Below are 25987 nucleotides of genomic sequence, written 5' to 3' on the forward strand. Positions count from 1 at the left end.
AGTGGCGTGAGAATGGAGAAAGAACAGAAATCAGAAAGGAAAAGGGTGCCAGATTATCGAATGATCCTCGCTGGAGGATTTTCTAGAGGATCTGCGGGGCTATTCACTCACCAGACCAGTGACGAGGGGAAAGCGGAGGTTGATCACTCTGCATGGCGAAAGGGCGTATACTGGGCCGGTAACAGAGAGGCCACAGGAGAAGACACCATGACTCACAAGCGCAAGGTGCAGGACAACGCCCTCAAGGCAGTGCTGCGTACCCCGATGTTCAAGCAGCGTGTCGTGAAGGCGCGCAAGGGCAAGGGCAGCTACCAGCGCAATGGCAAGCAACAAGGGGGTAGCGGTGGCAGTGAGGCTCCTTCAGTCGGTGTGTATTGCGCCGCTTGAAGAAGCCTCATTGCCGCCTCTGAAGGGAGCCCCTGTCTGAGGCGCTGGTCACATGAACGCCGCAGCATCAGCGCTGCGGCGTTCGTGTATCTGGCCACTTCGAGAAGCGGCTCAGTCGCGGAAACAGTCGGCGAAGTGCGCGTTCCAGGTCTCGGCGCGTGCGGCGTCACGGGCTTCATAGTCGGCCAGCACCGTCTCCAGTTCGCCCAGTGACTCCTGCTCACGGTCCTCGCCCAGCTGGGTCAGGCGCAGGGTATACCAGGCGGTCACGCCGCCTTCCGGCGGGGCGCTGAAACGTGGGAACTCTGGCGCGGGGCATTCTCCCGCTCGCCATAGCGTGGGCAGTGACGGGTGCAGCGCCAGTGGGCGGGCCAGGCCGACGAAGTCGACGGCGCCTTGTGCCACGGCGTCTTCGGCCTGCGCCAGAGTCTTGAAGCCGCCGGTTGCCATCAAGGGCAGGGACGTCACCGCGCGTGCACGCCTGGCGAACTCGACGAAGTAGGGGCCGCTGGCACTGGCGTCCGACGCGGAGCTGGCGCCGGGGAAATAGGTGCCGCCACTGATGTCGATCAGATCGATGGGCAGCTCATCGAGCGCTGCTATCACTTGTAGCGCTTCGGCTTCCTCGAAACCGCCCTCAAGTTGATCACTCGAGTTGAGTTTCACCATGACCGGGTAGTCGTGGCCAACGGCCTCACGCACGGCAATGATCACCTCACGCATCAGCCGCATGCGGTTGTCGAGGCTACCGCCGTAGTCATCCGTGCGCTGATTGAAGAGGGGAGACAGAAACTGGCTGAGCAGAAAGCCGTGTGCCGCATGTACCTGAACCCCGCCAAACCCGGCGTCACGAGCCAGGCGCGCTGTGGTTGCCATGGCGGCAGGCAAGGCCTTGATGGCCTCCAGGCTCATGGCCTCGCAACGTAGCCCGGGGATATCCAGCGCGCTGGGGCCATGTGGCGTACTGGTCGGCGGGTAGGCCATCGCGCCGGCATGGCCGAGCTGCAGCCAGAGCTCGGCTCCGTGCTGCTGGCCGCGCTGCGCCAGTTGCGTGAAGGCCGCGAGATCGGATTGCGCATTGAGGACCAGATTGCCGGGCTTCTCGGCGTGGTGGTGGTCCGGTTGCACTTCCCCGACCAGCGACGCCGCCACGCCGCCTTCCGCCCAGCGCTCATAGAGGCGCATCTGGGCGTCACAGGGATGCCCCGTACCATCACCGAGAGAATCCGACATCGCGGCCTTGATGAGGCGATTGGCGAGCACTCGCCCGCAAGGCAGCGTGAAGGGCGTGAACAGGGCGGAATCGGTCGGCTGATCTATCATGGTGGCGATGTCTCTGGGCACTGAATATGGCATGGAAGGAACAGATGCCATGGTGACATGGGCAGTGTCTGGTGATAATCCGGTGTGTGAGCACAGCATCCGTGAGCCAATGGAACATATGAAAACGTATACGGATCTCGATATCTTTCATGCCGTGGTCGATGCCGGCACCTTCACCGGGGCGGCGCGCCAGCTCGGCATTACCCACTCGGCGATCAGCAAGCGCATCGCGCATCTGGAGCAGCGCCTGGGCGCGCAGTTATTGATTCGCTCCACTCGGCGGATGCGCCTGAGTGAAGCGGGTCAGCTCTATGCCTCGGAGACACGGGAGCTGCAGGAGCGGCTGCGCAATGTCGAGCAGGAGATCGCCGAGGGCAGTGGTGCACTCAAGGGGCGCATTCGTCTCTCGTGTTCCAACGCATTGGGAAAATTGCAGGTAATGCCGTTGCTGATGCGCTTCATGGAGCGCTATCCCGAGGTCATCGTGGACCTGACCCTGACGGATGCCGTGGTCGACCTGGTGCATGAGGGGATGGATCTGGCCATCCGCAGCACCGCAAAGCCCGAGCCCGGCCTGATCGCCAGGCGGTTGGCCACCAATCAGCGTGTCATCTGTGCATCGCCGGAGTATCTGGCAAGACATGGCACGCCGCGCTCAGTGGCGGATCTGGCGGAGCATGTCAGCCTGATCCTGAATCTCCCCGGTGGCTTCAACGCCTGGTGGCTCACGTCACTGCCCGAGATGCGCTGCGGCTTTCTCTCGAACTCCCTGGAAACCCTGCATACCGCCTGTCTGGGAGGGCGTGGCGTTGCCTGTCTGCCGTACTACCTGATCGCCGATGACCTGGCCTCTGGGCGCTTGATCTCGCTGCTGGAAGACATTCGTGGCGACGGTGCCGATACCAGCATCTTCCTCGTCCGCCCGGAGGCGTCGATTCTGCCGCGCCGGGTGAGAATGCTGATGGATGCCTTGATCGCGGGTTTTGACGCAGAGGAAGCTCAGCGTACGTGAGTAAACGACGATTTACCGAGTGATTGTCTTGCAGGATTCATGACATATTGACCCAGGGAGCGACCTTGAGACTCCTGTGACGTAGATCATGGAGCGAGACATGTCACCAACGGGAAAAGATCGATTTGCGGTACTGATTGATGCAGACAATGCCCAGGCAGCCGTCTGTGAGGAATTGCTGGCGGAGATCGCGAAACTGGGAGTCGCCAGTATCAAGCGCGCCTATGGGGACTGGACTACCTCCAACCTGACGCCCTGGAAGGAGCCACTTCTGCACCATGGCATTCAGCCTATCCAGCAGTTCCGTTATACCCAAGGCAAGAACGCGACGGATTCCGCCTTGATCATCGATGCCATGGATCTGTTGTATGCGGGCAATGTGGAGGGATTCTGTCTGGTGTCCTCGGACAGTGATTTCACGCGCCTGGCGACACGTCTGAGGGAAAGCGGCATGCGCGTGCATGGCTTCGGGGAAGTCAAGACCCCTCAACCCTTCGTTTCCGCCTGTGACAGTTTCCTGCGTACCGAGTGTCTGCGCAGGGAGCCGGATACGCCTGCCGTGGCGAAGCCCTCGAGCAAGTCGCCTGTCGTGAAGAAGTCCCCGAGCAAGCCGCCGGCCGAGACGGTTACCCTCGTCAAGCCGACCAAGGCACAGCGACAGCTGAGGTCGCATATCCTCAATGCACTGAACGAGCTGCCACAGACGGATGGCTGGACGGCCCTGTCAGCGCTGGGAAGTTACCTGAAAAAGAAGATGCCCGGCTTCACGCCGGCGGATCATGGTGCCAGCAAGCTGGGGGGAGTGATTCAGCAATTGGAGTATCTGGACAAATGGCAACGCCCTGTCAAAGGCGGTTCCGTGCATTTGTATGTCCGGAAAAAGGCCAGGGAGACGGCAAACGCCAGCTGAATCCTCGTCATCTGACGATGCACGATGTCTTTCGACACAGAAGCCCCGTGATGGCCAGTCTCCTGTCTGGCTGTCACGGGGCTTCTGTCGTTCAGCGTGGCGGTGGTTTCACGCCTGACGCGCGCGGGGCTCGCGCAGTCCATGTCACGACTGGCCGGGCTTGGAGTCCTCCGTTGATGCCTTGTGTTCTGTCGGTGATGTGTCGTTCTGTGAAGAGCTCTCTCGGGCGTCGTCCGGTGTCGAGGGGGCGGCACCGATGCGCTTGATCCAGCGCTGGCGGGCGAAGCGACGCAGATTGGCCACGTTGTCCGTCTCGTCGATGATGTCCTCGCCGAGAATCGTCTCCATCACGTCTTCCAGCGTGATGACCCCCAGCCAGTTGCCGAGATTGTCGTAGACGACACACAGGTGCTGGCGCTCGCGCTGCATGCGAGCGAAGGCCTGTTCGACGTTGTCTTCGGCGTGCAGTTCGCTGATCGGGCGCATCAGGTCCTTGAGCGGAGTGGTGGGTTCGGCCTGATGCGCATCGGCGCGGTGGATCATGCCCAGCGTTCGCTCATCGGCGGTCATCACCGGGTAGCGGCTGAAGGGCCAGACCGTCAACTGGTCATTGAACTCGGCCACGGTCATCTCGGGGCTGACCGTCTGGCAGACAGGACGTGGCGTGAGCACATCACGCACCTTCATCTCATGCAGGTTGAGGATGTTGGTGATGACGCGTTGCTCATCATTTTCCAGCGCCTTCTTTTCCAGCCCCAGTTGTGCGAGCGCCTTGATCTCGCCACGCAGATCAATGTCATGCGAGTGCTTGCCGATCCGCGAGGTGATCATTTCCGACAGCCAGATCAGAGGCTTGAGCGAGATGACCATGATGTTGAGCACGCCGGGCAGCATGGGGGACAGCTGACGCCAGTAGGTGGCACCGATGGTCTTGGGGATGATTTCCGAGGCCACCAGGATCAGCAGCGTCATGACCGCCGAGGCAACGCCGACCCAGGCCTCGCCGAACACGACGGACACCTGTGCCCCCACGCCTGTCGCACCGACCGTATGTGCGATGGTATTGAGCGTCAGGATGGCGGCCAACGGCTTGTCGATGTTGTCCTTGAGGGTGGCCAGCGCCGCATGGCGCTTGGGGTGTTGCTCACGCAGGCTTGCCACATAGCTTGGGGAAAGCGACAGCAGCGCCGCTTCCAGCACGGAGCAGATGAACGAGATGCCGATGGCGATGGCGGCAAAGAGAATCAGCAGAAACATGCAGCGTGCTCCTTGGGTGGATAGGCCACCATTAGTGACAGATGCCCGGTGGCTGTCAAACCTTTGGCGTTGATTGCCTGGCGCTTGTCATCGCGACGCGCATGCGGGCGTCGGAGGGACTGTCGGGAGAGGGTGCGTGGGAGAAGGTGAGTGGAGAAGGTGAGTGGAGAAGGTGAGTGGAGAAGGCGAGTGGAGAAGGCGAGTGGAGAAGGTTAGGGGAGAGTCGCAGCGCGAAATATGAATGAGATTGTTTTGCTTTTGAGATCTGTTGTATTTTAAAGCAGCTCTTATCAAGGGAATTTGCATAAATAAAGGTGTGAGGCAGTCAATTCCTCGATTTTTCGATGTCATGGCACGTCGCTCGCACGCCCAGAGGCAACTCCTACCTATCCATGACTCCAGGGAATGGCGCTTTCATGCAGCAGGGCTTGAGACAGCAGGGCTTGAGACAGCAGGATGCTTCCTCCTTGCCTCCGTGTGGTGTGCGGAGGGAGGGCTGGCAGTCCGTCCGCTATGCACACAGCATCGGCTGGGTTCAGGAGATCCCGGTCTGGCCCGGAGGGCGTCTGGTGCTGTGTGATCTGACGATCCGTGACGGCTATCAGGAAGTGCATCCCTTCCATGAAGGACTCTATGTCTGCCTGATACTGGAAGGCACGCTGAGGCTGTCGGGCATGGCAGCGACGCCAACTGCCACGTGTCCGTGTCCTGAGCCCTTGTCGAGTGCAAGCGAGAAGGTCGCGGAAGAGGCGCGAGTCCAGATCGATGTCACCCGGGGAGAAGGCGGCGCCTTTCGTGCCCCGATGGTGGGCTCCCCGCATGCTCTGAACGTCGGGTACTTCCCCGGGCGGCTGCGGTGTGTGGTGCTGCATATCGAGGATGAACGTCAGCAGTCCGACAACATCCTGCAGCGCTTTGCCGAGTGGGATCTGCATTCGCCCCCCTGGCCGGCTCAGCCTCGCCGGTGGCGGCCGGGGTCAGGCCTTCGTCAGCAGCTGGCGGAATGTCTGGCGCAGCGCCTCGACGGCGCAGAGCACACTCGTGAGACATGTTGTCTGCTGGAATGGCAAGGGCTGGGCCTGCAATTGCTGGGAGGTGCCTTGCGCCGCCGGCATGCTCGGCAGTGTCATGCCGGTCAGGTGTCCGAGGATCGGGTCGCTCGTGACAGGGGCGCTGACGGCCGAGCCCCGAACGCCAATCGACGAGAGAAACGGGCTCACGAGAGGCTGACGCCGGGGTACCCGGAGACATCCAACAGTACGTGTCGGCATCTCGAGGCGGTGCGTCAGCGGTTGAAGATGGCGCCGGAGCGTCAGCATGCCTTGCCGGAACTGGCGCGGCTTGCCTGCATGAGCGCGTCGAGTCTGCGCCAGAAGTTTCGCGAGACCTATGGTTGTTCGCTGAGCCAGTATCAGCGCGAATGTCGCATGCAGCGCGCACGTCAGGCCTTGTTGCAGGGCATGAGTGTGCAGCAGGTGGCGCATCGTGTCGGCTATGCGCATGCCTGCAACTTCGCGACGGCCTACCGGCGTCATTTCGGGCTCTCGCCCCAGGCTGTGCGGGCTCGGCCGCAGCGGGCTGACTGAGCACTGCTGGCCGTCAGCCTCTGTCACGGTCGGGCGTGAAAAGAGAACGGGCACCCTCAGGGTGCCCGTTCTCTTGTCGTTGCCAGGTGTCTCTTGCGCTGCGTTGCGTTGCGTGGCTGTCTGCGGCGCGAGAGGCCTTACAGGAAGGGAATCATCGGCAGTACCACGTCATCCAGCAGTCCCGTCGGATAGTGCAGATTCATGGCCGCCTGCATCCCGAGCAGGAAGACCGCGACGCCCAGGGCGAAGAGTCCCGCGAACGCCGCTGACTTGCGTGCGACGATGAGCTGGAAGCCCAGGCAGAACAGCACGGCGGTGGAGACGAAGCCCAGCAGTGCGCTGACGCCGATCAACCCGAAGAAGCCGAGTACCACACCCACTGCCTTGAAGGCCGGTTGCTTGACGCGAATCATGCCGCGACGCCAGCCGTTGAAGACCACGGCGATCACCGAGAGCAGCGTGATGAAGGCGGCCAGCGTCGGGAAGGCCTTGCCGAGTGGCATCAAATCCTTGACGTCGTAGAGCGCCCAGAGGCCGGCGAGCCCCATCAGGCCCAGCAGCAGGAAGTCGACGCCACCGAAACCGCGTGATTCCAGCACATCCTCTTCTGGGGACGGCGCGGTCTCGACCACTTCATGGGTCTGGCGACGACGCATGATTGCCTTGCGGATCACCGGCAGGAAGAAGGCCAGCAGGATCAGGCCGAGGATGATCAGCACGCCCGGACGCAGGAAGGCTTCGGCGCCGTGGAACTGCATGCTCTGATAGAAGTAGTTTTCGGCACCCGGTGCCAGCACGAAGCCGATCAGGAAGGCCGGACGCGACCAGCCTGCCGTCTTGAACAGCACGCCCAGCATGCCGATCATGCCCAGCGCGGCCCAGTCACCCAGCGAGCGACTGGCCTGATAGGCAGCGAACAGGATCAGCACGGTGATGGCCGGCGCCAGAATGGCGAAGGGCACACGTGTCAGCTGCGCGACCGGACGCGCCAGCATCAGACACAGGCCCGCGCCCAGGATATTGGCCAGCGCCAAAGACCAGATGATGGTGTAGGTCATGTCCAGATTGGTGGTGATCATCGACACGCCCGGCTCCAGGCCCAGCAGCAGCAGGCCCCCCAGGAAGACGGCGGCCGTCCCGGAGCCCGGCACCCCGAACAGCAGGGTCGGCACCATGGCACCACAGGCGCAGGCATTGTTGGCGGACTCCGGCGCGATGACGCCGCGGATGTCGCCCTTGCCGAACTGGCTCGGGTCCTTGGCGGTCTTGACCGCGAAACCGTAGGTGATCCAGTCGACCACGGAACCCGCCAGACCCGGAATGGTGCCGATCAGGCTGCCGATCCCGGCGCAGCGCGCGACCAGCCACCTGTTCTTGACCACATCCTTGATGCCGGCAGACCAGCCCTTGCCTAGGTCGGTGTTGCCGTCCTTGGCGATGCTGCCACGTCCCAGCAGCAGCTCGACGATCTCCGGCAGGGCGAAGATGCCCAGGCCCAGCACGATCAGCGGCACCCCGTCGTAGAGATAATCGATATCCAGATTCATGCGGTACTCGCCGGTCGCCGGCGCGGCGCCGATGGCACCGACCAGCAGGCCAAGACCACAGGCCGCCGTGCCCTTGAACAGGTTCTTGCCGGACAGCACCGCCACCATCGTCAGACCCAGCAGCGTCAACACGAACAGCTCTGCTGACGAGAAGGCCAGCACCAGCGGTCGCGCGACGAGGATGAAGCCGGTCAGAATGATGGCGCCGATCACGCCCCCACACAGGGAGGACAGGAAGGCACTGGTCAGCGCGCGCGCCGCCTGGCCTTTCTTGGCCAGCGGGAAGCCATCCAGCACCGTGGCCTGTGACGCGCTGGAGCCGGGAATGCCCATCAGCACCGAGGCGAAGGTATCGCCGGTCGGGATGACCGCGACCATGCCCATCAGCATGCCCAGTGCATAACCGGGGTCGAGCCCGTAGAGGAAGGGCAGCAGTAGCGCCATGCCGGCGATGCCGCCCAGGCCGGGGATGATGCCGACCAGCAGGCCGACGAAGATGCCGATCATCATGAACAGCAGATGCGTCAGCGTGAAGACGTGTCCAATGCTGGACAGGAGGGTGTCGATCATGGCGTTGCTCAACCTCTTGTTCTTCTCTGGTGCTTCTTGCGCTCTCCAGCGTCATGGCGCTGGAGAGCGTCAGCGGGCTTCAACGAGATTGCAGGCGAATACCGTGTCGTTCCATCAGCCAGTGCTTGACCCATTCGTGCTGGGTTTCGCTCAGTTGCATGGCGTCTTGCAACTGCGCCGCTGCGGCCTTGCCGACCATCAGGCCATAAGGACCGACCTTCACCGCCGCTTCCTTGAGGAACTCGGGGTCCTTGGCCATGTCACGTGCCGCCTGACGGTATTGCTCCAGCAGTGCTGGATCGACACCCTTCGGCACCAGCAGCATCTTCTGCATGGCGTAACCGGAGGCGAAGAACTTGTGGAAGATCTGATAGGCCTCGTCATCGCGTGAATGGCCTTCCTGCGCCAGATACAGCTCGGAGAAGGTCGGCAGGTCCGGGAAGGACGGGTCGCGCTCGATGTGGCCTTCGTCATCCATCACGCCGAGGCTGAACAGCGGCACGGCCTGGCCGGCGTCGACCAGCGGCGTGACGTTGCTCCTGTAGGCGGAGGTGGTCTGGAAATCGAGGGCGACTTCGCCACGCTCGAAGGCCAGGCGACCTTCACCACGGCTCTTCATGCCGAAGACCGGATCAACCTGGAAGTCGAGCAGATCGAACGCCATCAGCACCGGCATCTCGAGCCCGGTCGGGTTCTGGCCGGCGAACTTCACCTTCTGGGAGGCGAGGGCCTTGAGTGCACTGGCGCTGTCCTTGCCCAGCGAGCTTGAGGCATAGACGACACCGCCTGTCGGGGCGGCGAGGATCGGTTCCCAGTCGGCATAGTCGTAACGCACGCGGCGATCACGCAGCATGGCCGGATACTGGGTAGAGGCCGAGGTGACGACCATCTCGTCGCCGTCATCGCCGGCACGCTTGCTGAACAGATTGACGCCGGTGATGGAACCGCCCCCCGGCACGTTGTCGATGACGACAGCCGGGTTGCCCGGCAGGTCCCTGGTCACCCAGTTGGACATGAAGCGTGCCCAGACATCGGTGCCGCCCCCGACCCCGAAGGGCACGGTCCAGGTCAGGGTGTCAGGGATTTCCGCCTCGGCGTGCACGGCGGAAGACAGCGGCAGAAGGCCCATGACGGGCAGCATGACGGCCAGGGCGGTGGTGCGGGCATGGCGCTTGAGGGCATGGCGTTTGGGCGTAGACACGATGAGGGACATGGTCTGACTCCTGATTATTGTTGGAATGCGTTGTCAATCAGTGATGCGCTAACTGCATGGCGGCGCAGAGAGGTCATTTCATTTCAATCAAATGCATTGTAAATCAATCTTCTGCAGTGCTTTCGTCGCGCTTGTCGAGGCGTTGTCGGTGCTGAGACACATGCGATCGTGAAAGCCTGGCGATCCTGCACGCGCGCGGACTGCGCTCAGGCGAGTTCAGGCATTTCCAGCGAGTCCGGGAGGTTCAAGAACACCTCGCCACTCATGATCTTGCGTGCCGTGCGCAGCAGGGACACACGGCTGGGGGTCATCGGGTCGTCATCGGCGTGTTCGACCTCGACGTCCAGGAACCCGGCCGGGTGTTCGAGCTTCACCTTCTCCGCCAGAGTCCCCGGTGTCAGGGTGCCGGCGGCCAGCGCCACGCGGTTGGCCAGAGTGCCGGGGAGACTGGTCGCGACGGCCAGCGTGATGGCCCCCGTGACGGCTAGTGCGCCATGGCAGCGGTGCGGCACGAAGTAGCGTGCGCACAGGGTGCCACCCTCGGTGCGCGGAGCGGAGAGAATCACCGGCTTGGGCAGCACCGAGTCACTGACGTCGCCCATGCCCATCAATTCCCCCGCCTTGAGGCGAATCTTCTCGAGGCGTGCCATCGCGTCACGGTTGGCGTCCATCTCGGCGGGCGCTTCGTTGCCTGCCCAGCCCAGACTTGCCGCTTCGATCAGTACCACCGGCGTGGCGGAGTCGAGGCAGGTCACCTCCACGCCCTCGATCACGTCGATGACCTGACCGCTGGGCAGCAGCTTGCCGGTCTTGGCACCGACAGCGCCCAGAAAGCCCAGCTTGATGGCACTGCCGGCGCCGGGCACACCACTGATGCGCGTGTCGCCCTGGTAGGCGACGCGACCATCGGGTGTCGGGACCTGGCTGTCGATCAGGGTGCCGGTGTTGAGGTTGTGAATCCGCAGACGGGTCAGGTCACCCTTTGCCGGGATCATGCCGGTCTCGATGGCATAGGGGCCGACCGCGGCCAGCATGTTGCCGCAGTTCGGCGAGAAATCGACCTTGTCGCCCTCCACATCGACCTGGGCGAACAGATAGTCGATATCCGCTTCAGGATGCGTGGAGGGGCCGACAAGGGCGACCTTGCTGGTCAACGAATTGCCGCCGCCCAGCCCATCGATCTGCAATGCGTGGCCGGAGCCCATGACCTGGCGCAGGACTTCGCGACGGCCGTCGTCATCGGCGGGGAGGTGATCCAGACGCAGGAAGGGGCCCCGAGAGGTACCGCCACGTAGGATCATGCAAGAAAGTGAATGCATCATGTTGGAACGCGCTCCTGTCTGTTTGCGCCTTTCTGAAGCATCACAGCCGATGATCTATGCATCAAATGCAAATAAAAACTATACTGTCACCATTACACGCATTAATCCGAATAATGAATCAATAGGATAGTTGCATGCATAGATTGGAGTTTCTGGATCTGTCGGCATTTGTCGAAGTGGCCGAGAATCATTCCTTCAATGAAGCGGCGGAGCGACTGCACATCTCGCAGCCGGCCCTGTCGCGCCGTATCCAGAAACTGGAGGAAGTGCTCGGTGCAAAAGTGCTGGAGCGTACGACGCGGAGAAGCCGACTGACGCCAATTGGACGTGATTTCCTGCCAAAAGCCCGTAAGTTGCTCGAAGATTACGAATCCTCTCTGGTGGGCGTTCGCGAGCTGGCCACCCACCGCAAGGGGGTGCTGACCATCGCCTGCCTGCCCACGGCAGCCTTCTACTTCCTGCCCAGCGTGGTGCGCGAGTTCAACACCGCCTACCCCGGCATCCGGATTCGCATCCTGGATGTCAGTGCCAATGAAGGGGTCGAAAGGGTGGTCTCGGGGGAGGCAGACTTTGGTATCAACATGGTCAGTGCCCACCATCCGGCAGTGGATTTCACCTCCATCTATCGCGATCCCTTCGTGTTGGCACTGCGTCGCGACCATCCGCTTGCACAGAAAAAGCGCGTCGAGTGGAGCGATCTGGATGATGTGCGCCTGATCACCGTCTCGCGTGACAGCGGCAACCGCATTCTGCTCGACAACACCCTGCTGTCCGCCGGATTGCATCTGGACGGCTTCTACGAGGTCCAGCATCTCTCGACCTCGCTGGGGCTGGTCGAGAGCGGGCTTGGCGTCGCCATCCTGCCGTCGATGGCGATGCCCGGGCCGGAGCACGAGGTGCTGTGTCAGCGTGAGCTGCCCGAGCCACGCATTGACCGCACCATTGGCCTGTTGCGGCGTCGCGGTGAGTCGCTGTCACCGATCGCGGAGCTGTTCATCGAGATTCTGCTCAAGCGCTGGAACTGACCACACGCAAGGGAAGGGCCCATGAGTGTCAGGCGTGCAGGGGCTGGCCAGCCTCGGCTCAATATATGAGTTGTTTATGTATAAGTTTTTTGTGTTTCACTAAAGGAACAGGTCACGGCCAGCATGTTCGACGGCGTGGCCGATGACAGCGTCTCGATGTCGCGGGATCCGCCTGATGGCGCAGGTCGGTGAGGGGCTTGCTCCCACCTCCTGCCGTCAGGCCATTGATGACGTGGATACCTGCCCAATACAAGGATGCACATGCCCATGAGTACCCGAATAGCCACTCACGCCACCTCCCGTCAGACAGCCCTTGCGCTGGGCCTGGCGCTCGGGCTTGGCAGCGCGCTGCCTGTCAGCGCGGATGAGCCGATGGCAGCCGATGACACTGGCAAGCGCGCGCCGCAGGGCGAGCACACGCTCAAGCATGAGCAGCTGGCCAGTCTGGTCGAGCAGGGGCAGGAGACACTGGCGGCAGACTTCAACGGTTTCCTCAAGCAGGTCGCGGAACGCAATCAGGAAGACAGCGCGGTTTCCGGTGCCATTGACCACTATCTGGCCGGCGAGTCGCTGGAGGGGGATGACTTCGTCAACGTCTATCGCCTGCTGGGGGTCTACAACCGACTGCAGTATGGCGATGACGTCCAGGAGCTGCTCAAGGAAATGGTCGCGATCCCGACCTTCAAGGTCGGTGAGAAACCCCAGCATGAAAACCCCGAGATCTCGCGTTTCGGTGAGTTGATCAAGGACAAGGCAGAGGCATTCGGCTTGACGTTCCGCAACGTGGATGACCGTGTCTTCGAGGTGGAGCTCAAGGGGACGGGGGAGGATGTGTTCGGCATTCTCACCCACGGGGATGTGGTGCCGGCGGACCAGGAGGGCTGGACGCTTGAGGATGGCACCCACCTGGATCCGTTCGAGGTCACCGAGATCGATGGCAAGCTGTACGGGCGTGGCACCGAGGATGACAAGGCCTCCATCGCCGCGGCGCTGTATGCCATGAAGTCTCTCAAGGAGAATGCGGTGCCGGTCAAGCGCACCATTCGCCTGATGATCGAGACGACGGAAGAGACCGGTGGTGACGGCTTCGCCTATTACAAGGCGCACAACGCGCTGCCCGAATACAACATCGTGCTGGACAGCGGCTATCCGGCAATCACCGCCGAGAATGGCTTCGGCACCATCGATGCGCGCTTCCCGCTGGCACGCGAGACACAGACGGGGCAGGCGGCGGATGCCCTGCCGGCGATCACTTCCTTCAAGGGGGGACTTGCGACCAACCAGATTCCCGAGCGCTCCGTCGCCACCCTGCACGCCAGTGATGCCGCGGGCGCCAAGGCGCTCAACCACAAGCTGGAAGCGCTTGGCAGCCGTTACGTCAACGAGCACGGCAAGGATTTCAGCGTCGCCAGTGAAGTGAAGGGCGAGGATGTCATCGTCACGGTGACGGGCAAGTCGGCCCACTCATCGGCACCGGCCAATGGCGTGAATCCGGTGACACGACTGGCGGGACTGCTGGCCACCTCCGGTATCGATTTCCAGGACAGTGCCTATGAAGATGCCGTGCACTACCTGAATGACAATTACGGGCTGGATTATCACGGCAAGCTGCTGGGCATCGCCTACTCCCATGATTTCATGGGACCGCTCAAGGTGACGCCGACCTATCTGGAGAAGGAGGACGACGCGCTGCGTGTCGCGGTCAACGTGCGGGCTCCGGCGGGCGAGAAGTCGCCTGAGGAACTCAGCCAGGTGATCAAGGAAAAGCTCACAGCTTATGCCAGGGAGCAGGGCATGGACGTGGCGCTGAACGTCGAGATTCGCGACTGGATGCTGCGTGACCCCAGCGGTGCCTGGCTCCAGACGCTGCTCAACATCTTCGGCGATACCACGGGACTCGATGCCGAGCCGCGTTCCTCGGCGGGGAGCACGACCGCCAAGCTGCTGCCCAATGCGATCAACTTCGGGCCGTCGATGCCGGGCGAGACCTATACCGGACATACCTCTGAAGAGTTCAAGCGTGTCGACAATCTGCTGCTGGACATCCAGATGTTCACCGAGATGATGGCCCGCATCGGCAATCAGGATTCGCTCAAGTAATCGGGTGAGTTCGCGGGGCCGACGTCATGGGAATCGCCTTTTGCATGGCGTATTGAAATAGACTTTTGAATAGCCCCGGAAATTGCCTCTTGCCTGGGTGACAGGCATCACATGCCAACGCCCGCCACCGCCCCTGATGAAGGGGCAGTGGCGGGCGTTGTCGTCTGTGAAGGTCGCCGGTCAGCCAATGCGGCCGCGCGATCTCACCTCGGGCGGTAGGGCTCGGCCGGATGAGCGGTCGGGTAGGCGTCCATATAGGCGGTGGCTGCTTTCAGGAGATGGACGTCAGCGTGCCTGGCGCCTGCCAGCTGAAAGCCGACCGGCAGTCCCTGCGAGGTGAATCCGCAGGGGACCGAGGCGGCGGGTTGGCCGCTCAGATTGAAGGGGTACGAGAACGGCGTCCATTCCTCCCAGTCGTGCCATTGGCTGGCGGGCGGCACCTGATGATTCAGTGCGAAGGGGAGGACGGCGACGCTTGGCGTCAGCAGCAGAGGGTAGTCCTGATGGAAGCGCTCAAGCTGTTGGGTGAGCCGGTGCCTGGCCTCGAAGGCCTCGAACAACTCCAGCGAGGTCCAGTCGCGGGCACGCATGGCATTCTCGACCAGGCCGGGGTCGAGCTGTTCGCGCTGGCGGGCATCACAGCCTTTCCAGACCCCTAGCGACGCGGTGAACCAGATCTTGCGAAACATCTCGAGGCTTGAGTCGATGGGGGGATCGACCTCCACGATCTCGGCGCCAAGCCCTGCCAGACGCTCTGCGGCGCGTGCTACCCGACTGGCGATCTCGGGGTCGACATCGGCCTGCCCGAGGCGCGGGGAGTAGGCGATTCGCAGGCCTGTCAGTGGCGTGCCGATCTCCACGCCCCAATCCTCGGGTTGTCCGCGGGTGGCGTAGGGGTCCTGTGCATCATGACGGCCGATGACATTGAGCATGGCGGCGGCGTCGCGCGGGCTGCGGGTGAGCGGCCCGATACTGGACAGGGACGCGGCCTGGGCGGGAGGCCACTGGGCTGTCCAGCCGAAGGTGGGCTTGAAGCCGAAGACACCACTGAAGGCGGCGGGAATGCGAATTGACCCGCCGGAATCCCCACCCTGATGCAGGACTCCCAGGTTCAGGGCGGCGGCGGTGGCCGCCCCCCCTGAAGAGCCGCCCGGGGTCAGCGCGGTATTCCAGGCATTGCCGGTGGCGCCATGCACGCGATTGTCGGTGACGGCCTTCCAGCCGAACTCGGGGGTATTGGTCTTGCCCAGCAGAATCGCGCCTGCCTCGCGCAGGCGCCGCACCGGAGGGGCGTCCTGCTGACAGGGCGTGGCCGCCGTGGTGAGCGAGCCCTCGCGCGCCGGCATGCCGGCGACATCGGTGAGATCCTTCAGCGAGGTCGGGATGCCATCGAGCGGGCTCAGGGGCTTGCCCGCCTGCCAGCGCTGTCTGGCGTGATGCGCCGCCTCCAGCGCCGTGTCATGCGCGACATGCACGTAGGCGTTGACCGCCGGATTGAGTCGCTCGATACGGGCGAGCACTGCCTGTGTCACTTGCAGCGGGTCGAATTGGCCACGTTGATAGCCGCGCGACAGCTGCTCGGCGTCCAGGGTGGTCAGGTCATCCTGGGCGGAATGTGGCGTCAGGTCGTGGGGGAATTCGGCGTCGGGCATGGCGGCTCTCCTGCGGGTGAACGGGGCCTATCGATGGATGGCATATGGCGCTTGCATGGACGAGCGGTACGCTGTGGCTGACGCATCGCTGACAAGACGTGGCCTGTTGTTCATGGCCTTGGGTCAGCGGGGCGAAACTCAAGGCTTGTCGAGGCTTGAAAAGCTCGCGGGAGAGCCGCATGGCGGTGAATGAGCATGACAGCGAGTCACCGCGTCAGGCTCGCTGGCGCCGATCATGGCGCATGGAATTCATCCAGAGTGACGGGAGGAGAGTCATGCCAGCCAAGTCCAGGGCACAGCAGATGGCAGCAGGAGCGGCGTTGGCCGCGCGCCGGGGAGAGCAGAAGGCGAGCGAGCTGGAGGGCGCGGCGCGTTCGATGTACGACTCCATGAGCGAGGAGGAACTCGAGAAGATGGCCTCCACCTCACGCGAGGGGAAACCGCGGCACGACAACCAGAGCGACGATTAGCACGACGACCAGAGCGACGACCAGAACGACAACCAGCACGACAACCAGAGCGACAACCAGCACGACGACCAGAACGACGACCAGAACGACAACCAGCACGACCGCCACGATCGAGGTGGTGCCGAGAAGAAGCCACCCCGAGTGGTTTGCTCAGATGACAGGGCGCCCGGCAATTGCCGGGCGCCCTGTCATGAGTGCTGTCATGAGTCGCGTCATTCGTTGTCGAGAGGGGTTCAGCGCTGGTCGTCCAGGCTCTCGTGAGGCGGCTGATGCGACTCGCTGTCAGGCGGTGTCGGGCCGCCATTGGCCTTCGGACTGACCTTGGGCATCGCGATATCCGCACGCTTGCTGCGGCGCTCCTCGGTGCTGATGCCCAGGCGTTCATCGCGGCGCTTCATCAGCTCCTCGTCGATCTGGCCGTCACGGGTGAAGGCCATCATCAGTTGCGGAATCCCGTAGGGGAAGTCGTCGCGGTCGATCTGCCAGGTGTGGAAGGTCTTGCCGTAGGTCGTGACCAGATCCTCGAAGTAACTGCGCTCGGCCAGTTCCGGGATGCCCGGAGCGACCAGAATGCCGGACTTCACCTCATAGTGATGGCTGTGCCAGAGCGGCTTCTCTTCTTCGGGGAGTCGCTCGTAACGTTCGGCGCTGATGATGTACTCGATCCCGATCAGACGTGCGTCGCTGCGGTTGGAATCGAAGATGACGCACTGGTGGAGATCATGTTCCAGGTGGATGCAGAAATGACTGGCTTCCACCTGGCGGCCCATGTCATCGGCGTAATGGTGGAAGCCGTTGAGGTAGGTGCTCATCGCTTCCATCGGGTACTTGCGCTGCATGACCTGCGAGGCCGCGTCCAGCACCTGGTGCTTGAGCGGATGGCCGCTGCTGACCTTGCGAGCACGGTTGAGACGGCGTCCCAGAAAGAAGGCGGTCGCCGCGGCCGCACCAGCGAGCAGGCCAGTGCCGAAGCCGCGCGTGGAGTGTGAGGCGTGATGGCATGGGGTGGACGTACGATGATGCATACTTCCTCCTGCGTGGTCGTCTCGAGTAAGTGAGAATCCCTGTCACACCTTCTCATTGCAGTGCATCTTGCTTGGCGAGGTCAAGGGATGTGCGATGGTGACGTTCGGAACACGGCAATTCGTGCTCAAGGATTGCCTTGTGTCGCCTCCGCCCTCATGAATGAGGGAAATGATGACTGTCATGGCGTCATCGTTGCCCTGACAAGCCCCCTCGGGTGACAGGCCGATGCCATGCACCTCCCTTTGATTGCCTGGAGATTGAATGAAACAGCTGATATTTGATTGTGATGGAGTCCTGGTCGATAGCGAGATCATTGCCGACGGCGTGCTCAAGGAGAAGCTGCCGCTGTGGCTGCCGGATCTCGGCACGAGCGAGCAGATCGAGCATGAGCTGGATCGCTGCCTGGGGATGATGACGCGCGACATCCTGGTGGACCTGGAAGGCCGCAGTCAGCATCGCCTGCCGGCCGATGCCCTGGAGCAGGTTCGTCTGGAGGTGGATCAGCGTCTCGCCAATGGCCTCGAGGCCATGCCGGGCGTGGTGAAGACGCTCGAGTGGATTCGCGATCAGCGCCTGCCCCTGGCGGTGGTGTCCAACAGCTCCGCCTCACGCATGAAGATCAATCTCGAGAGCTCGGGACTGCGTGGCATTCTGGACGAGATCGCCGCGGCCAATGGCGACCGGGAACTGCCGATCTTCACCTCCGATGACGTCATCAACCCCAAGCCGGCGCCCGACCTCTATCTGCTCGCCCTCAAGACGCTGGGTCGTTCCGCCGAGGAATGCCTGGTGGTGGAGGATAGCCGCACGGGGATGCAGGCAGCCGTGGCTGCGGGTCTCAAGGTCGTGGGGCATCTGGGGGCCAGCCACATTCCGCCGGGCCACGCCGAGGTGCTGCGGGATACCGGCGCCTGGCAGCTCATCAAGCATTGGGAGGAATTCCCCGAACGCTGCCGGGAGGCAGGCCACCAGGTGCAGGAGCCGGCATGACACGATGCCGTCCGAGGTGAACGACTGACATTGTGAACCCGCAGGACGGCACTGGCCGGCTGTTGTAACATCGCGGGAATGCCGTCATCGAAAAAGCGTCACAAGGGTGTCGCCACAGCGCCGCAAGCCGCTGTGCCTGATACCGTCGCGTGTCGAGATGCCGGCAGTCCTGTCCATTCATCGCTCCCTCGTGGCTTCTGGAGCTACCTCTTCGTCTTTCGGAAATCGTGATGATCAACGCCTTCATTGCCAGTGATACCTTTGAAAACAAGGGCTATTGGCTGCGCAAGCGTGTCCCCTGGTTCAGTCGTCGTTACGACGCCCATTACGGCATTGACCAGCTTGAGCCCGGCACCCCTCGGCATCAGCAAGCCTCTGCGGCGCTTGAGCATCTGCGCGCCGCGTGCGAATGCCAGACGAGCGGACACCAGACGAGTGAAGAGCAGCAGGGCGTCGAGAAGATCATCTGGATGTATTGGCATGCCCCGCTACAAGAGGCGCCGGAAGTGGTGCAGTTGAGCGTGGCATCCTGGCAGAGACAGAATCCGGACCACGAAGTGCGCCTGTTGAACGCTGACAATCTCGAGCAGGTGCTGGGCGTGGACCTCATGGCGGCGTTCGAGCTATCCACCGTCAGGCTGTCGATGGCGATGAAGACGGATGTTCTCAGACTCTATCTGTTGAGTCGCTTCGGTGGCATCTGGGCGGATGCCACGACGTTCTGCCTGGCGCCGCTCGCGACATGGTTGCCCGGCGCCACCGCCAGACATGGCGTCTTCACCTTCCGTCAGCACAAGGCACCCAGCCGGCCCGTGGAAGCCTGGTTCATCGCTGCCCGGCAAGGGTCCCCGGTGGTCACGCGGGTTCTGGCACTGTTCGTGGAGCATCTGTTCCAGCCACGCCAGACGGCCGTGTTCGTGTCCAATCGTGCCAAGAATCACGCGAAGCTGGGGATCGGACGTCAGCATCCCACGCTGCTGTATGCCGATTTCGTTCGGGACGCGGAGCGCCATGGTTTCATGCCGTATTTCTCGGTGGGCTACTTCTTCAACGAGAGCCTGCGTCAGCACTACACGCCCTCTCTGATCGAGGCGTTCATGGCGCTGGACAACCGCTTCGCCAGCAATGGTGCACCGTTCGAGGTGTTCGAGACGGCCGTGGTCTCCAAGCAGACCTACAAGCGAGACTACGAGCACCGTGAGTTGTTCAAGGCACGCAAGGCCCACCTGCTGGCGCTGCTGGAAAGGCATCCCGAGGCTGCGCCAGAAGCGGCCGAGGTCTGAGCCTGGCCAGTGTCCATCCCTGGGTGTCTATCCTTGGGTGTCGACAAGCGAGGTCAGCGGCGTCGGCGGGAGGGTGACGCGAGGGTGATGCAAGAGTGACGCGAGAGTGACGCGAGAAAGCAAGATGACAAGACGGGCCCCGGAGTCACTCCGGGGCCCGTCTTGTCATGGGACGTAGCAGTGGGAGCTGGCAGCAGGAGCTGATGGCAGAAGGACGTGCTTGCCGGAGAGCCCCACAGAGCCTGTGAGGCGTTGGGCATGTCATCGCTAGCGAAAGCAGATCCGCGTTCCCCAGGCCAGCAATTCCTCCTGAGTGAGGGAGCGCGACACCATGCCGATCATCTCATCCCCCCACTGATCCGCCCAGGTCAGCACGCCGTGACTGATGCCCCGCGATCTCATCAGATCGCGTATCTCTCCCGTGCCCTTGAACCACAGGGCCTTGCCATCGAGGCGAGTCAGATCGGAAATGCCATGGCAGTGGTGAATGCGCACCTTGTAGATGCCATCCAATGACATGACCTCGACGACCGGCACCATGCCCTGTTGCAGGGCGCGCGACAGGGAGTCGAGCGTCATGCTGGCCTCAGCCTGCCGCTCGGCAGGTGAGCTGACATGCAGTGTGTCAGGGGGCGTTGTAGGGAGGGTGGCATTCTCGGTGTTCGCCGTGTGGCGCGAGGTGGAGGCTTGAACAGGCATCGGGGATTCTCTCCGTGGCAGGTCATCTTTCTATCACTTGTGTACAAGTAATGTAGAAGTCTTTCGGCGTGTTCGCCAATGCCCGTCAGGAGCCGCCTGCCAAAAACCGCCTGTCATGAGCTGCCTATCAGGCATCATCTGGCAAGCTTCGCCTGCCATGATTCACACACCGCTTTCCGACATCAGGATGATGCCCGTCATCTGACTGCCCCTCGGTGCACGCAGCGCCGGCCAGACGCAAGTTTTCCGTCGCTGGCCCTTGAAGTTCTGGGGAATCAGAGTCATGTCTACAAGGCACTGCGAATATTCGTTGGCGATAGCGCTACTCGTTTCTCGCTGGTGCGCGATCCACCTCACCGCTGTCACAGCTAACAGGGAGTAGCGATATATGACATCTGGAGGAAAGCGCGTATTCAGCGCGTCAGTCATCATCATTCTGGGTCTGGTCGCGTTGGGGGCAGGATTCCCCACCCGTTTCGGTGAATTGGCTGATCAGGCGCTTGGCGCCGTGACCAGCATGTTCGGCTGGTTCTATCTGATTTCCGTCTTTGGTTTCGTGATCTTTCTGGTCAGCCTCGCGCTGAGCAAATACGGCAAGATCCGCCTCGGGCCGCAGGATTGTCGGCCCTCCTACAGCTTCTTTTCCTGGGTCAGCATGCTGTTGGCGGCGGGGTTCGGGGTCGGGCTGGTGTTCTACGGCATGGCAGAGCCCATGCAGCACTATCTGAAGCCTCCCTTCGGTGACATGCCGGGGGAGACGCCTGAGTCCGCGCGCTACGCCATCCAATATGCCTTCTTCAACTGGGGCGTCCATCAGTGGGCCGCCTTCTCGGTCGTCGGGCTGATCATCGCCTATTTCCAGTTCAGGAAAGGGCAGGCGGGGCTGGTCTCCTCGGTGCTGTCGTCCGTGACGGCCAAGCACCCCAAGGTGCGCCGCTACGGGCCAGTTCTGGATGTCTTTGCGGTGGTGGCCACCGTGATGGGGGTCGCGACGTCGCTGGGGCTTGGTGTGTTGCAGATGAATGGTGGTCTGCACTTCGTCTTCGGAGTGGAGGAGAGCTGGCAGTGGCAGTTCATCATCATGGGGGTGATGTTCTGTGCCTACATGGCCTCGACCTGGTCCGGGCTCGACAAGGGCATCAAGCGGCTGTCCAACCTCAACATGAGCATCTGCATCGCGCTGATGCTCTATGTGCTGTTCACCGGGCCGACGCTGGACATCCTCAAGACGATCACGCTGGGGATCGGCGATTATCTGCAGAACTTCATTGGCATGAGTCTGCGCATGTCGCCCTATGACGGCAATGACTGGAACAGTTCCTGGACCGTCTTCTACTGGGCATGGGTCATCGCCTGGTCACCCTTCGTCGGTACCTTCGTGGCGCGTGTCTCGCGGGGACGTACCATCAAGGAATATGTGGTGGGCGTGCTGATCGTGCCGCCGCTGCTGGCCTGTCTGTGGATCGGTGTCTTCGGTGGCGCGGCGCTCAACATGGAGCTGAGTGGGGATGTCGGACTGGCTGCCGCAACGGATGCCAACATCACGTCCGCGCTGTTCGAGATGTTCGATCTGATGCCCTTCAGCAATGTGCTGTCCGTTGTCGCGATATTGCTGATCTTCGTGTTCCTGGTGACGTCGGCGGATTCGGCTTCCTATATCGTGGCGCAGATGACGGACGCCGGCTCGATCAACCCGCCGCTCTACAAGCGTGTGGTCTGGGGCGTGCTGATCGCGGCTATCTGTCTGACGCTGATCTCGACGGGCGGTCTCAAGGGCCTGCAGTCGGCCTCGGTCCTCTCGGCCTTGCCCTTCACCTTCATTCTTTACGGAATGATCGTGGTGCTGGTGAAGGAGCTGCGTGCAGACCGCCGCCAGATGCTCAGCCAGCTCTATCGCCGTCATGGCGAGACACCGGTCGGTGCGGATGTCTTCGAGGCTGATAGCCTGGCCGAGGAAGACCGCATCCGTCGTGCACCGGACGTCAAGAATCGCCGAGTGAACCCGCGCGATCACCATTGAGCCGAGCCCGTGCTCTGACAGCAAGACGCCGCTCACATGTCATGTGGGCGGCGTCTTGCGTGGGGCAGGAGGGTGAAGCGTGGTGGGGAAATCCCCTTTCGGTCAACGCCTGGCGACCTCGGCGAGTATCTCGTAGCTCTTCAGACGGTCTGCATGGTCATAGAAGTCCGAGTTGAACATCAATTCGTCCGCCTGCGTCACTTCCAGCAAGTGCTCGAGTTCGCGGCGAATGCGCTCAGGCCCACCGATGATGGCGGCTGCCAGATTCTGGCCGACCATGGCTTCTTCCCGCGCTGACCAGTCCAGCGTCTCGCGGGGTGGCAGGGCGCGCGTGCTCTCGCCGCGGATCAGGTTCAGGAACTTCTGTTGCTGGGTGCTGGCCAGGAAGTGGGCGCGTTCATCGCTCTCGGCGGCGATCAACGGCAGGCCGAGCATCACGTAGGGCGCGTCCAGCACCGCGGAGGGCGTGAAGTTCTCACGATAGAGCCGGATGGCCTCCAGCATGTAGCCGGGCGCGAACTGGCCGGCGAAGGCGAAGGGCAGTCCCTTCTCGGCCGCCAGGCGAGCACTGAAATCACTCGACCCCAACAGCCACAGGGGCACATGAGTGCCCTGACCCGGCATGGCCTTGACGCGCTGAGCGGGGGAAGCCTCGCCCAGGTACTGCTCAAGCTCGGCCAGCCGCTGAGGGAAGTCGTGCACGCCGGCGGAGGGATCGCGGCGCATCGCCTGCATGGTGATGCCATCGGAGCCCGGCGCTCGCCCGAGTCCCAGGTCGATGCGGTCAGGATAGAGCGTGGCCAGGGTACCGAACTGCTCGGCCACCACCAGAGGGGGATGGTTGGGCAGCATGATGCCGCCGGAGCCGACTCTCAGACGTGATGTCTTGCCGGCGACATGGCCGATCAGCACTGATGTCGCGGCACTGGCGATCCCATCGATGTTGTGATGCTCTGCCAGCCACAGGCGATGAAAGCCCAGCGCTTCGACATGCTGGGCGAGGCTGACGCTATTGTGGAAGGTTTCGGCAACACTGCCGGTGTCTCGGATGGGGGCAAGGTCCAGCACCGAGAGCGGTATCCTGCCCAGTCGTGAGGTGGATGCTGTCGTCATGTTCGCTCCTGAAATCGCGTTGCCGTGCAGAGGCAGTCAGAGGATCGCGGCCCATCAGGGTGCGTCTGACCGCTCTGCTGGATTGCGCCCAGCATAGTGGACAGGCGAGTGTCTGGCAGCGCCTCATCCTTCATTTCACTGTTTCTGATATGGCATGCATGGGAGATGTCTCAGGCATGCCGGGAGCCGAGCACGGCGACGAGGGACTCGAGCCACGAAGAGGAGACATGTCATGGACAGACCGCAACGCAAGGCAGGACACAAGGGCCGCTGGATCACGCTGATGTGCCTGGCAGTCATCCTGCTGGGCGTCGCGCTTCAGCGGGACATCCTCGTGCTGTCACGCTGGATACCCGCGCATCATCTGCCGTGGACGCCTCTGCAGCTGGGTGACCCGCCCGGCATGCTGACCGGCTGGAAGCTCTCACGACTCGACGATGACCCGGCCGCCTGTCGCGCCTTTGTCGAGCGGGAAGCCCCGCAACGGGTGACCTTTCTGCCGGATCGCCCCAGTGACAGTGGCTGTGGGCTCATCAACAGCGTGCGCATGCATGCCGTGCCCGGGGACACGGACAAGGGGCAGGGCGTTCGCTTCAACCAGTCCTTCATCGCCAGCTGTCCATTGGCCGTGAGCTGGTTGCGTTTCGAGCGCCATGGCCTGCAGACGGCGGCGCAGGAGGTGATGGGGAGTAGGGTGACGCAGGTGACCCATCTGGGGAGCTATGCCTGTCGCAATATCTATGGGCGGGAGAACGCACGTCGCAGTGAGCATGCCACCGCAGATGCGCTGGATGTCTCAGGCTTCACGCTGGCGGATGGGCGTCAGGTCCGCCTGCCACGCGACTGGACGGCACCAGAGGATGAGGATGCCCCGGGGCGTTTCCTGCGCGCCGTGCAGGACGCTGCCTGCGAGAGCTTCGGCACCGTGCTGGGGCCAGATTACAACGCGGCACATCGTGATCATTTCCATCTCGGCACACGGGGCTGGCGATTCTGCCGGTGATTCCTCACGGCGTCTGAGCGGCGCTTTCCAAGCCGACCAACATTGATCGAAAAAGGCACTGATGCGACTCGCACAGTGCCTTTTTCATGCCTGATGTCTACGCCATTTCCGGTGTGACATGGCGCGACACATTGGTTTGCAGTTGAAACTCTCTGAATCCATTAGTCTTCATGGCGTAGGCAGACGATGCAGATGACAGTCTGACGGTGGCCACGAATTGTCGGACAGGAAAGCGACGCTGACGCAGATATCCTCACTGGAGATTCTCAGATGAAAAAGACAACCAAGAAGTCCCAGGCAGGTTTCGTGATGACGACCGAGTTGGTGTTGATTCTCTCGGTGATGGTCATCGGTATGGTGGTAGGACTTGTCACCATGCGAGATTCATTGACGGCGGAAATGGAGGATGTGGCAGAAGCTATCGGCCAGCTTGATCAATCCTATGCATTTGATGGTCTGGTCAACGCGGAAGGTACGGCATTCCTGGAAGGTTCGGGCTTCATTGACAGTACCGATACCAATGCCGGTGACGAAGTCACCTTTGATTTCGTGGCGGTCGACTTCACCGAGTCCGGCGCTGCAAATGGCTCCGGGCCAAGTACGGGTGGCGCTGCGGATGATGCGGCAAGTGCCAGCAGCTTCACTCCGTAATCGACATCGTCACGGGTCGGGTATCAGCGTCAGGATGCCCGGCCCGCCCGCCATGCCATAACTGAATATCGGAGGATGCCATGAACATTCGTCTCAATGGCAGCACGACGATCGCCATGGTCGTTTTCCTGATATCCACCTCGATGGCAAGCCTGTTGGGGTATCGACAGTACGAGCGTGTGGGGGCTGAAGAGGTGCTGGTGGCCAACGATCTCATCGCTCGGGGTCAAATCGTCACCCCTCAGATGCTGGAGCTCAAGATGATGAAGGATGTGGCAGGAGGGTTGCAGGACATGAGCATGGCAATCGGCAAGGTCATGACGCGCAATCGTCTGCCGGGGGATGTCATCCAGTCCCAGGATCTCCAGCCGGTGAAACGTCAAAGTCTCTCGCACTACATTCCTGAGGATAGAGTACTTTTCTCGCTCCCCATGGCGAGCCATTCCTTCCCCGTCTCACAGATAAAACCCAGTGATACCTTCGATGTCATCGGTAGCCTGAACGGGCGAGTCCGTGTCATCGCACAGCAGGTTCGCCTGATGGGTACCATGAACAATCCGCAGCCTTCTCCGGTGGAGAGTGGCCCCCTTTCATCGCTGTCACCTCAGGTCATCGGCAAGTCTTCCAGTCAGACATCCGGCCTGGTCATCGCGGCTCTTCCTGAGGATATCTTCCGGCTTGCAAGTCTGGGCGCCCAGGAAAGAGTGTCATTGGTATTGCATGGCAAGGAGGTCAAACATCGCTTGCCAATCGCACCTGCCGTTCAGACGCGTCAAATCGAGATCTTCCAGGGATTGCAGCGTCGAAGCGTGGACATAACGCTGTAGG

General features: G+C 62.1%; 22 protein-coding genes. 13 read left to right on the forward strand and 9 right to left on the reverse strand.

Annotated features, from left to right (window positions below; genetic code table 11):
- Positions 1-207 precede the first annotated feature (207 nt).
- Positions 208-387, forward strand: a complete 180-nt coding sequence (gene arfA, locus QD228_RS09325) for an alternative ribosome rescue factor ArfA (protein ID WP_077371234.1) — start codon at positions 208-210, stop codon at positions 385-387.
- Positions 388-498: 111 nt separating this feature from the next.
- On the opposite strand, the gene QD228_RS09330 is transcribed toward arfA, so the two are convergent.
- Entirely contained in the window at positions 499-1710 is a 1212-nt protein-coding gene (locus QD228_RS09330) for an oxidoreductase (protein WP_279875323.1), read from the reverse strand.
- 118 nt (positions 1711-1828) lie between these two features.
- On the opposite strand from QD228_RS09330, the gene QD228_RS09335 reads away from it, so the two are divergent.
- Together QD228_RS09335 and QD228_RS09340 are read left to right on the forward strand one after the other, a co-directional pair.
- The gene (locus QD228_RS09335) at positions 1829-2722 is read left to right on the forward strand and encodes a LysR family transcriptional regulator (RefSeq protein WP_279875324.1); all 894 of its coding nucleotides are present in this window, start codon (positions 1829-1831) and stop codon (positions 2720-2722) included.
- Positions 2723-2822: 100 nt separating this feature from the next.
- Complete coding sequence (locus QD228_RS09340) at positions 2823-3632, forward strand: NYN domain-containing protein (protein ID WP_279875326.1); 810 nt, start codon at positions 2823-2825, stop codon at positions 3630-3632.
- Between the two features lie 144 nt (positions 3633-3776).
- Here the strand turns inward: QD228_RS09340 and QD228_RS09345 are convergent, their stop codons facing one another.
- On the reverse strand, positions 3777-4889 hold the full coding sequence (locus QD228_RS09345; RefSeq protein ID WP_084208453.1) for a CNNM domain-containing protein: 1113 nt from the start codon (positions 4887-4889) through the stop codon (positions 3777-3779).
- Positions 4890-5458: 569 nt separating this feature from the next.
- Between QD228_RS09345 and QD228_RS09350 the strand changes: the two genes are divergently transcribed.
- The gene (locus tag QD228_RS09350) at positions 5459-6475 is read left to right on the forward strand and encodes a helix-turn-helix transcriptional regulator (RefSeq protein WP_279875328.1); all 1017 of its coding nucleotides are present in this window, start codon (positions 5459-5461) and stop codon (positions 6473-6475) included.
- Between the two features lie 137 nt (positions 6476-6612).
- Here the strand turns inward: QD228_RS09350 and QD228_RS09355 are convergent, their stop codons facing one another.
- The 3 genes from QD228_RS09355 to QD228_RS09365 form a co-directional block, all read right to left on the reverse strand.
- The gene (locus tag QD228_RS09355; RefSeq protein WP_279875330.1) at positions 6613-8592 is read right to left on the reverse strand and encodes a tripartite tricarboxylate transporter permease; all 1980 of its coding nucleotides are present in this window, start codon (positions 8590-8592) and stop codon (positions 6613-6615) included.
- Positions 8593-8671: 79 nt separating this feature from the next.
- On the reverse strand, positions 8672-9805 hold the full coding sequence (locus QD228_RS09360; protein WP_254696510.1) for a tricarboxylate transporter: 1134 nt from the start codon (positions 9803-9805) through the stop codon (positions 8672-8674).
- Between the two features lie 206 nt (positions 9806-10011).
- Entirely contained in the window at positions 10012-11127 is a 1116-nt protein-coding gene (locus tag QD228_RS09365; protein WP_279875332.1) for a 4-oxalomesaconate tautomerase, read from the reverse strand.
- Positions 11128-11261: 134 nt separating this feature from the next.
- Here QD228_RS09365 and QD228_RS09370 point away from each other — a divergent pair, with 134 nt between their 5' ends.
- Both QD228_RS09370 and QD228_RS09375 read left to right on the forward strand, forming a co-directional pair.
- Entirely contained in the window at positions 11262-12152 is an 891-nt protein-coding gene (locus QD228_RS09370) for a LysR family transcriptional regulator (RefSeq protein WP_084208457.1), read from the forward strand.
- A 267-nt stretch (positions 12153-12419) separates the two neighbouring features.
- The gene (locus tag QD228_RS09375; protein WP_279875334.1) at positions 12420-14252 is read left to right on the forward strand and encodes a dipeptidase; all 1833 of its coding nucleotides are present in this window, start codon (positions 12420-12422) and stop codon (positions 14250-14252) included.
- 203 nt (positions 14253-14455) lie between these two features.
- Here the strand turns inward: QD228_RS09375 and QD228_RS09380 are convergent, their stop codons facing one another.
- On the reverse strand, positions 14456-15904 hold the full coding sequence (locus QD228_RS09380; protein ID WP_279875335.1) for an amidase: 1449 nt from the start codon (positions 15902-15904) through the stop codon (positions 14456-14458).
- 275 nt (positions 15905-16179) lie between these two features.
- On the opposite strand from QD228_RS09380, the gene QD228_RS09385 reads away from it, so the two are divergent.
- The gene (locus QD228_RS09385) at positions 16180-16374 is read left to right on the forward strand and encodes a DUF3008 family protein (protein ID WP_077371330.1); all 195 of its coding nucleotides are present in this window, start codon (positions 16180-16182) and stop codon (positions 16372-16374) included.
- A 233-nt stretch (positions 16375-16607) separates the two neighbouring features.
- On the opposite strand, the gene QD228_RS09390 is transcribed toward QD228_RS09385, so the two are convergent.
- Positions 16608-17399 carry an OBAP family protein gene (locus QD228_RS09390; RefSeq protein ID WP_136939284.1) on the reverse strand — a complete coding sequence of 264 codons (792 nt, stop codon included), beginning with the start codon at positions 17397-17399 and terminating at the stop codon, positions 16608-16610.
- Positions 17400-17661: 262 nt separating this feature from the next.
- Between QD228_RS09390 and QD228_RS09395 the strand changes: the two genes are divergently transcribed.
- Both QD228_RS09395 and QD228_RS09400 read left to right on the forward strand, forming a co-directional pair.
- Positions 17662-18390, forward strand: a complete 729-nt coding sequence (locus tag QD228_RS09395) for an HAD family phosphatase (protein ID WP_176494099.1) — start codon at positions 17662-17664, stop codon at positions 18388-18390.
- 230 nt (positions 18391-18620) lie between these two features.
- A complete protein-coding gene (locus tag QD228_RS09400) occupies positions 18621-19673 on the forward strand; it encodes a capsular polysaccharide synthesis protein (protein ID WP_279875336.1) in 1053 nt (350 codons plus the stop codon).
- A gap of 267 nt (positions 19674-19940) precedes the next feature.
- Here QD228_RS09400 and QD228_RS09405 read toward each other — a convergent pair whose 3' ends face one another.
- Positions 19941-20372 carry a hypothetical protein gene (locus QD228_RS09405; protein ID WP_279854749.1) on the reverse strand — a complete coding sequence of 144 codons (432 nt, stop codon included), beginning with the start codon at positions 20370-20372 and terminating at the stop codon, positions 19941-19943.
- Between the two features lie 388 nt (positions 20373-20760).
- On the opposite strand from QD228_RS09405, the gene QD228_RS09410 reads away from it, so the two are divergent.
- Complete coding sequence (locus QD228_RS09410) at positions 20761-22392, forward strand: BCCT family transporter (protein WP_176503865.1); 1632 nt, start codon at positions 20761-20763, stop codon at positions 22390-22392.
- 102 nt (positions 22393-22494) lie between these two features.
- On the opposite strand, the gene QD228_RS09415 is transcribed toward QD228_RS09410, so the two are convergent.
- The gene (locus tag QD228_RS09415) at positions 22495-23505 is read right to left on the reverse strand and encodes an LLM class flavin-dependent oxidoreductase (protein WP_176503866.1); all 1011 of its coding nucleotides are present in this window, start codon (positions 23503-23505) and stop codon (positions 22495-22497) included.
- 232 nt (positions 23506-23737) lie between these two features.
- On the opposite strand from QD228_RS09415, the gene QD228_RS09420 reads away from it, so the two are divergent.
- From QD228_RS09420 to QD228_RS09430, 3 genes are all read left to right on the forward strand, one after another.
- Positions 23738-24508 (forward strand): extensin family protein, encoded by a 771-nt coding sequence (locus QD228_RS09420; RefSeq protein ID WP_279875337.1) that lies wholly within the window; start codon positions 23738-23740, stop codon positions 24506-24508.
- Positions 24509-24778: 270 nt separating this feature from the next.
- Entirely contained in the window at positions 24779-25159 is a 381-nt protein-coding gene (locus tag QD228_RS09425; protein ID WP_084208465.1) for a hypothetical protein, read from the forward strand.
- An 80-nt stretch (positions 25160-25239) separates the two neighbouring features.
- Entirely contained in the window at positions 25240-25986 is a 747-nt protein-coding gene (locus tag QD228_RS09430) for an SAF domain-containing protein (protein ID WP_191237161.1), read from the forward strand.
- Position 25987: the final 1 nt, after the last annotated feature.

Origin of the sequence: Cobetia sp. 3AK (assembly GCF_029846335.1) — a bacterium.
GTDB classification, from domain to species: Bacteria; Pseudomonadota; Gammaproteobacteria; order Pseudomonadales; family Halomonadaceae; genus Cobetia; species Cobetia marina.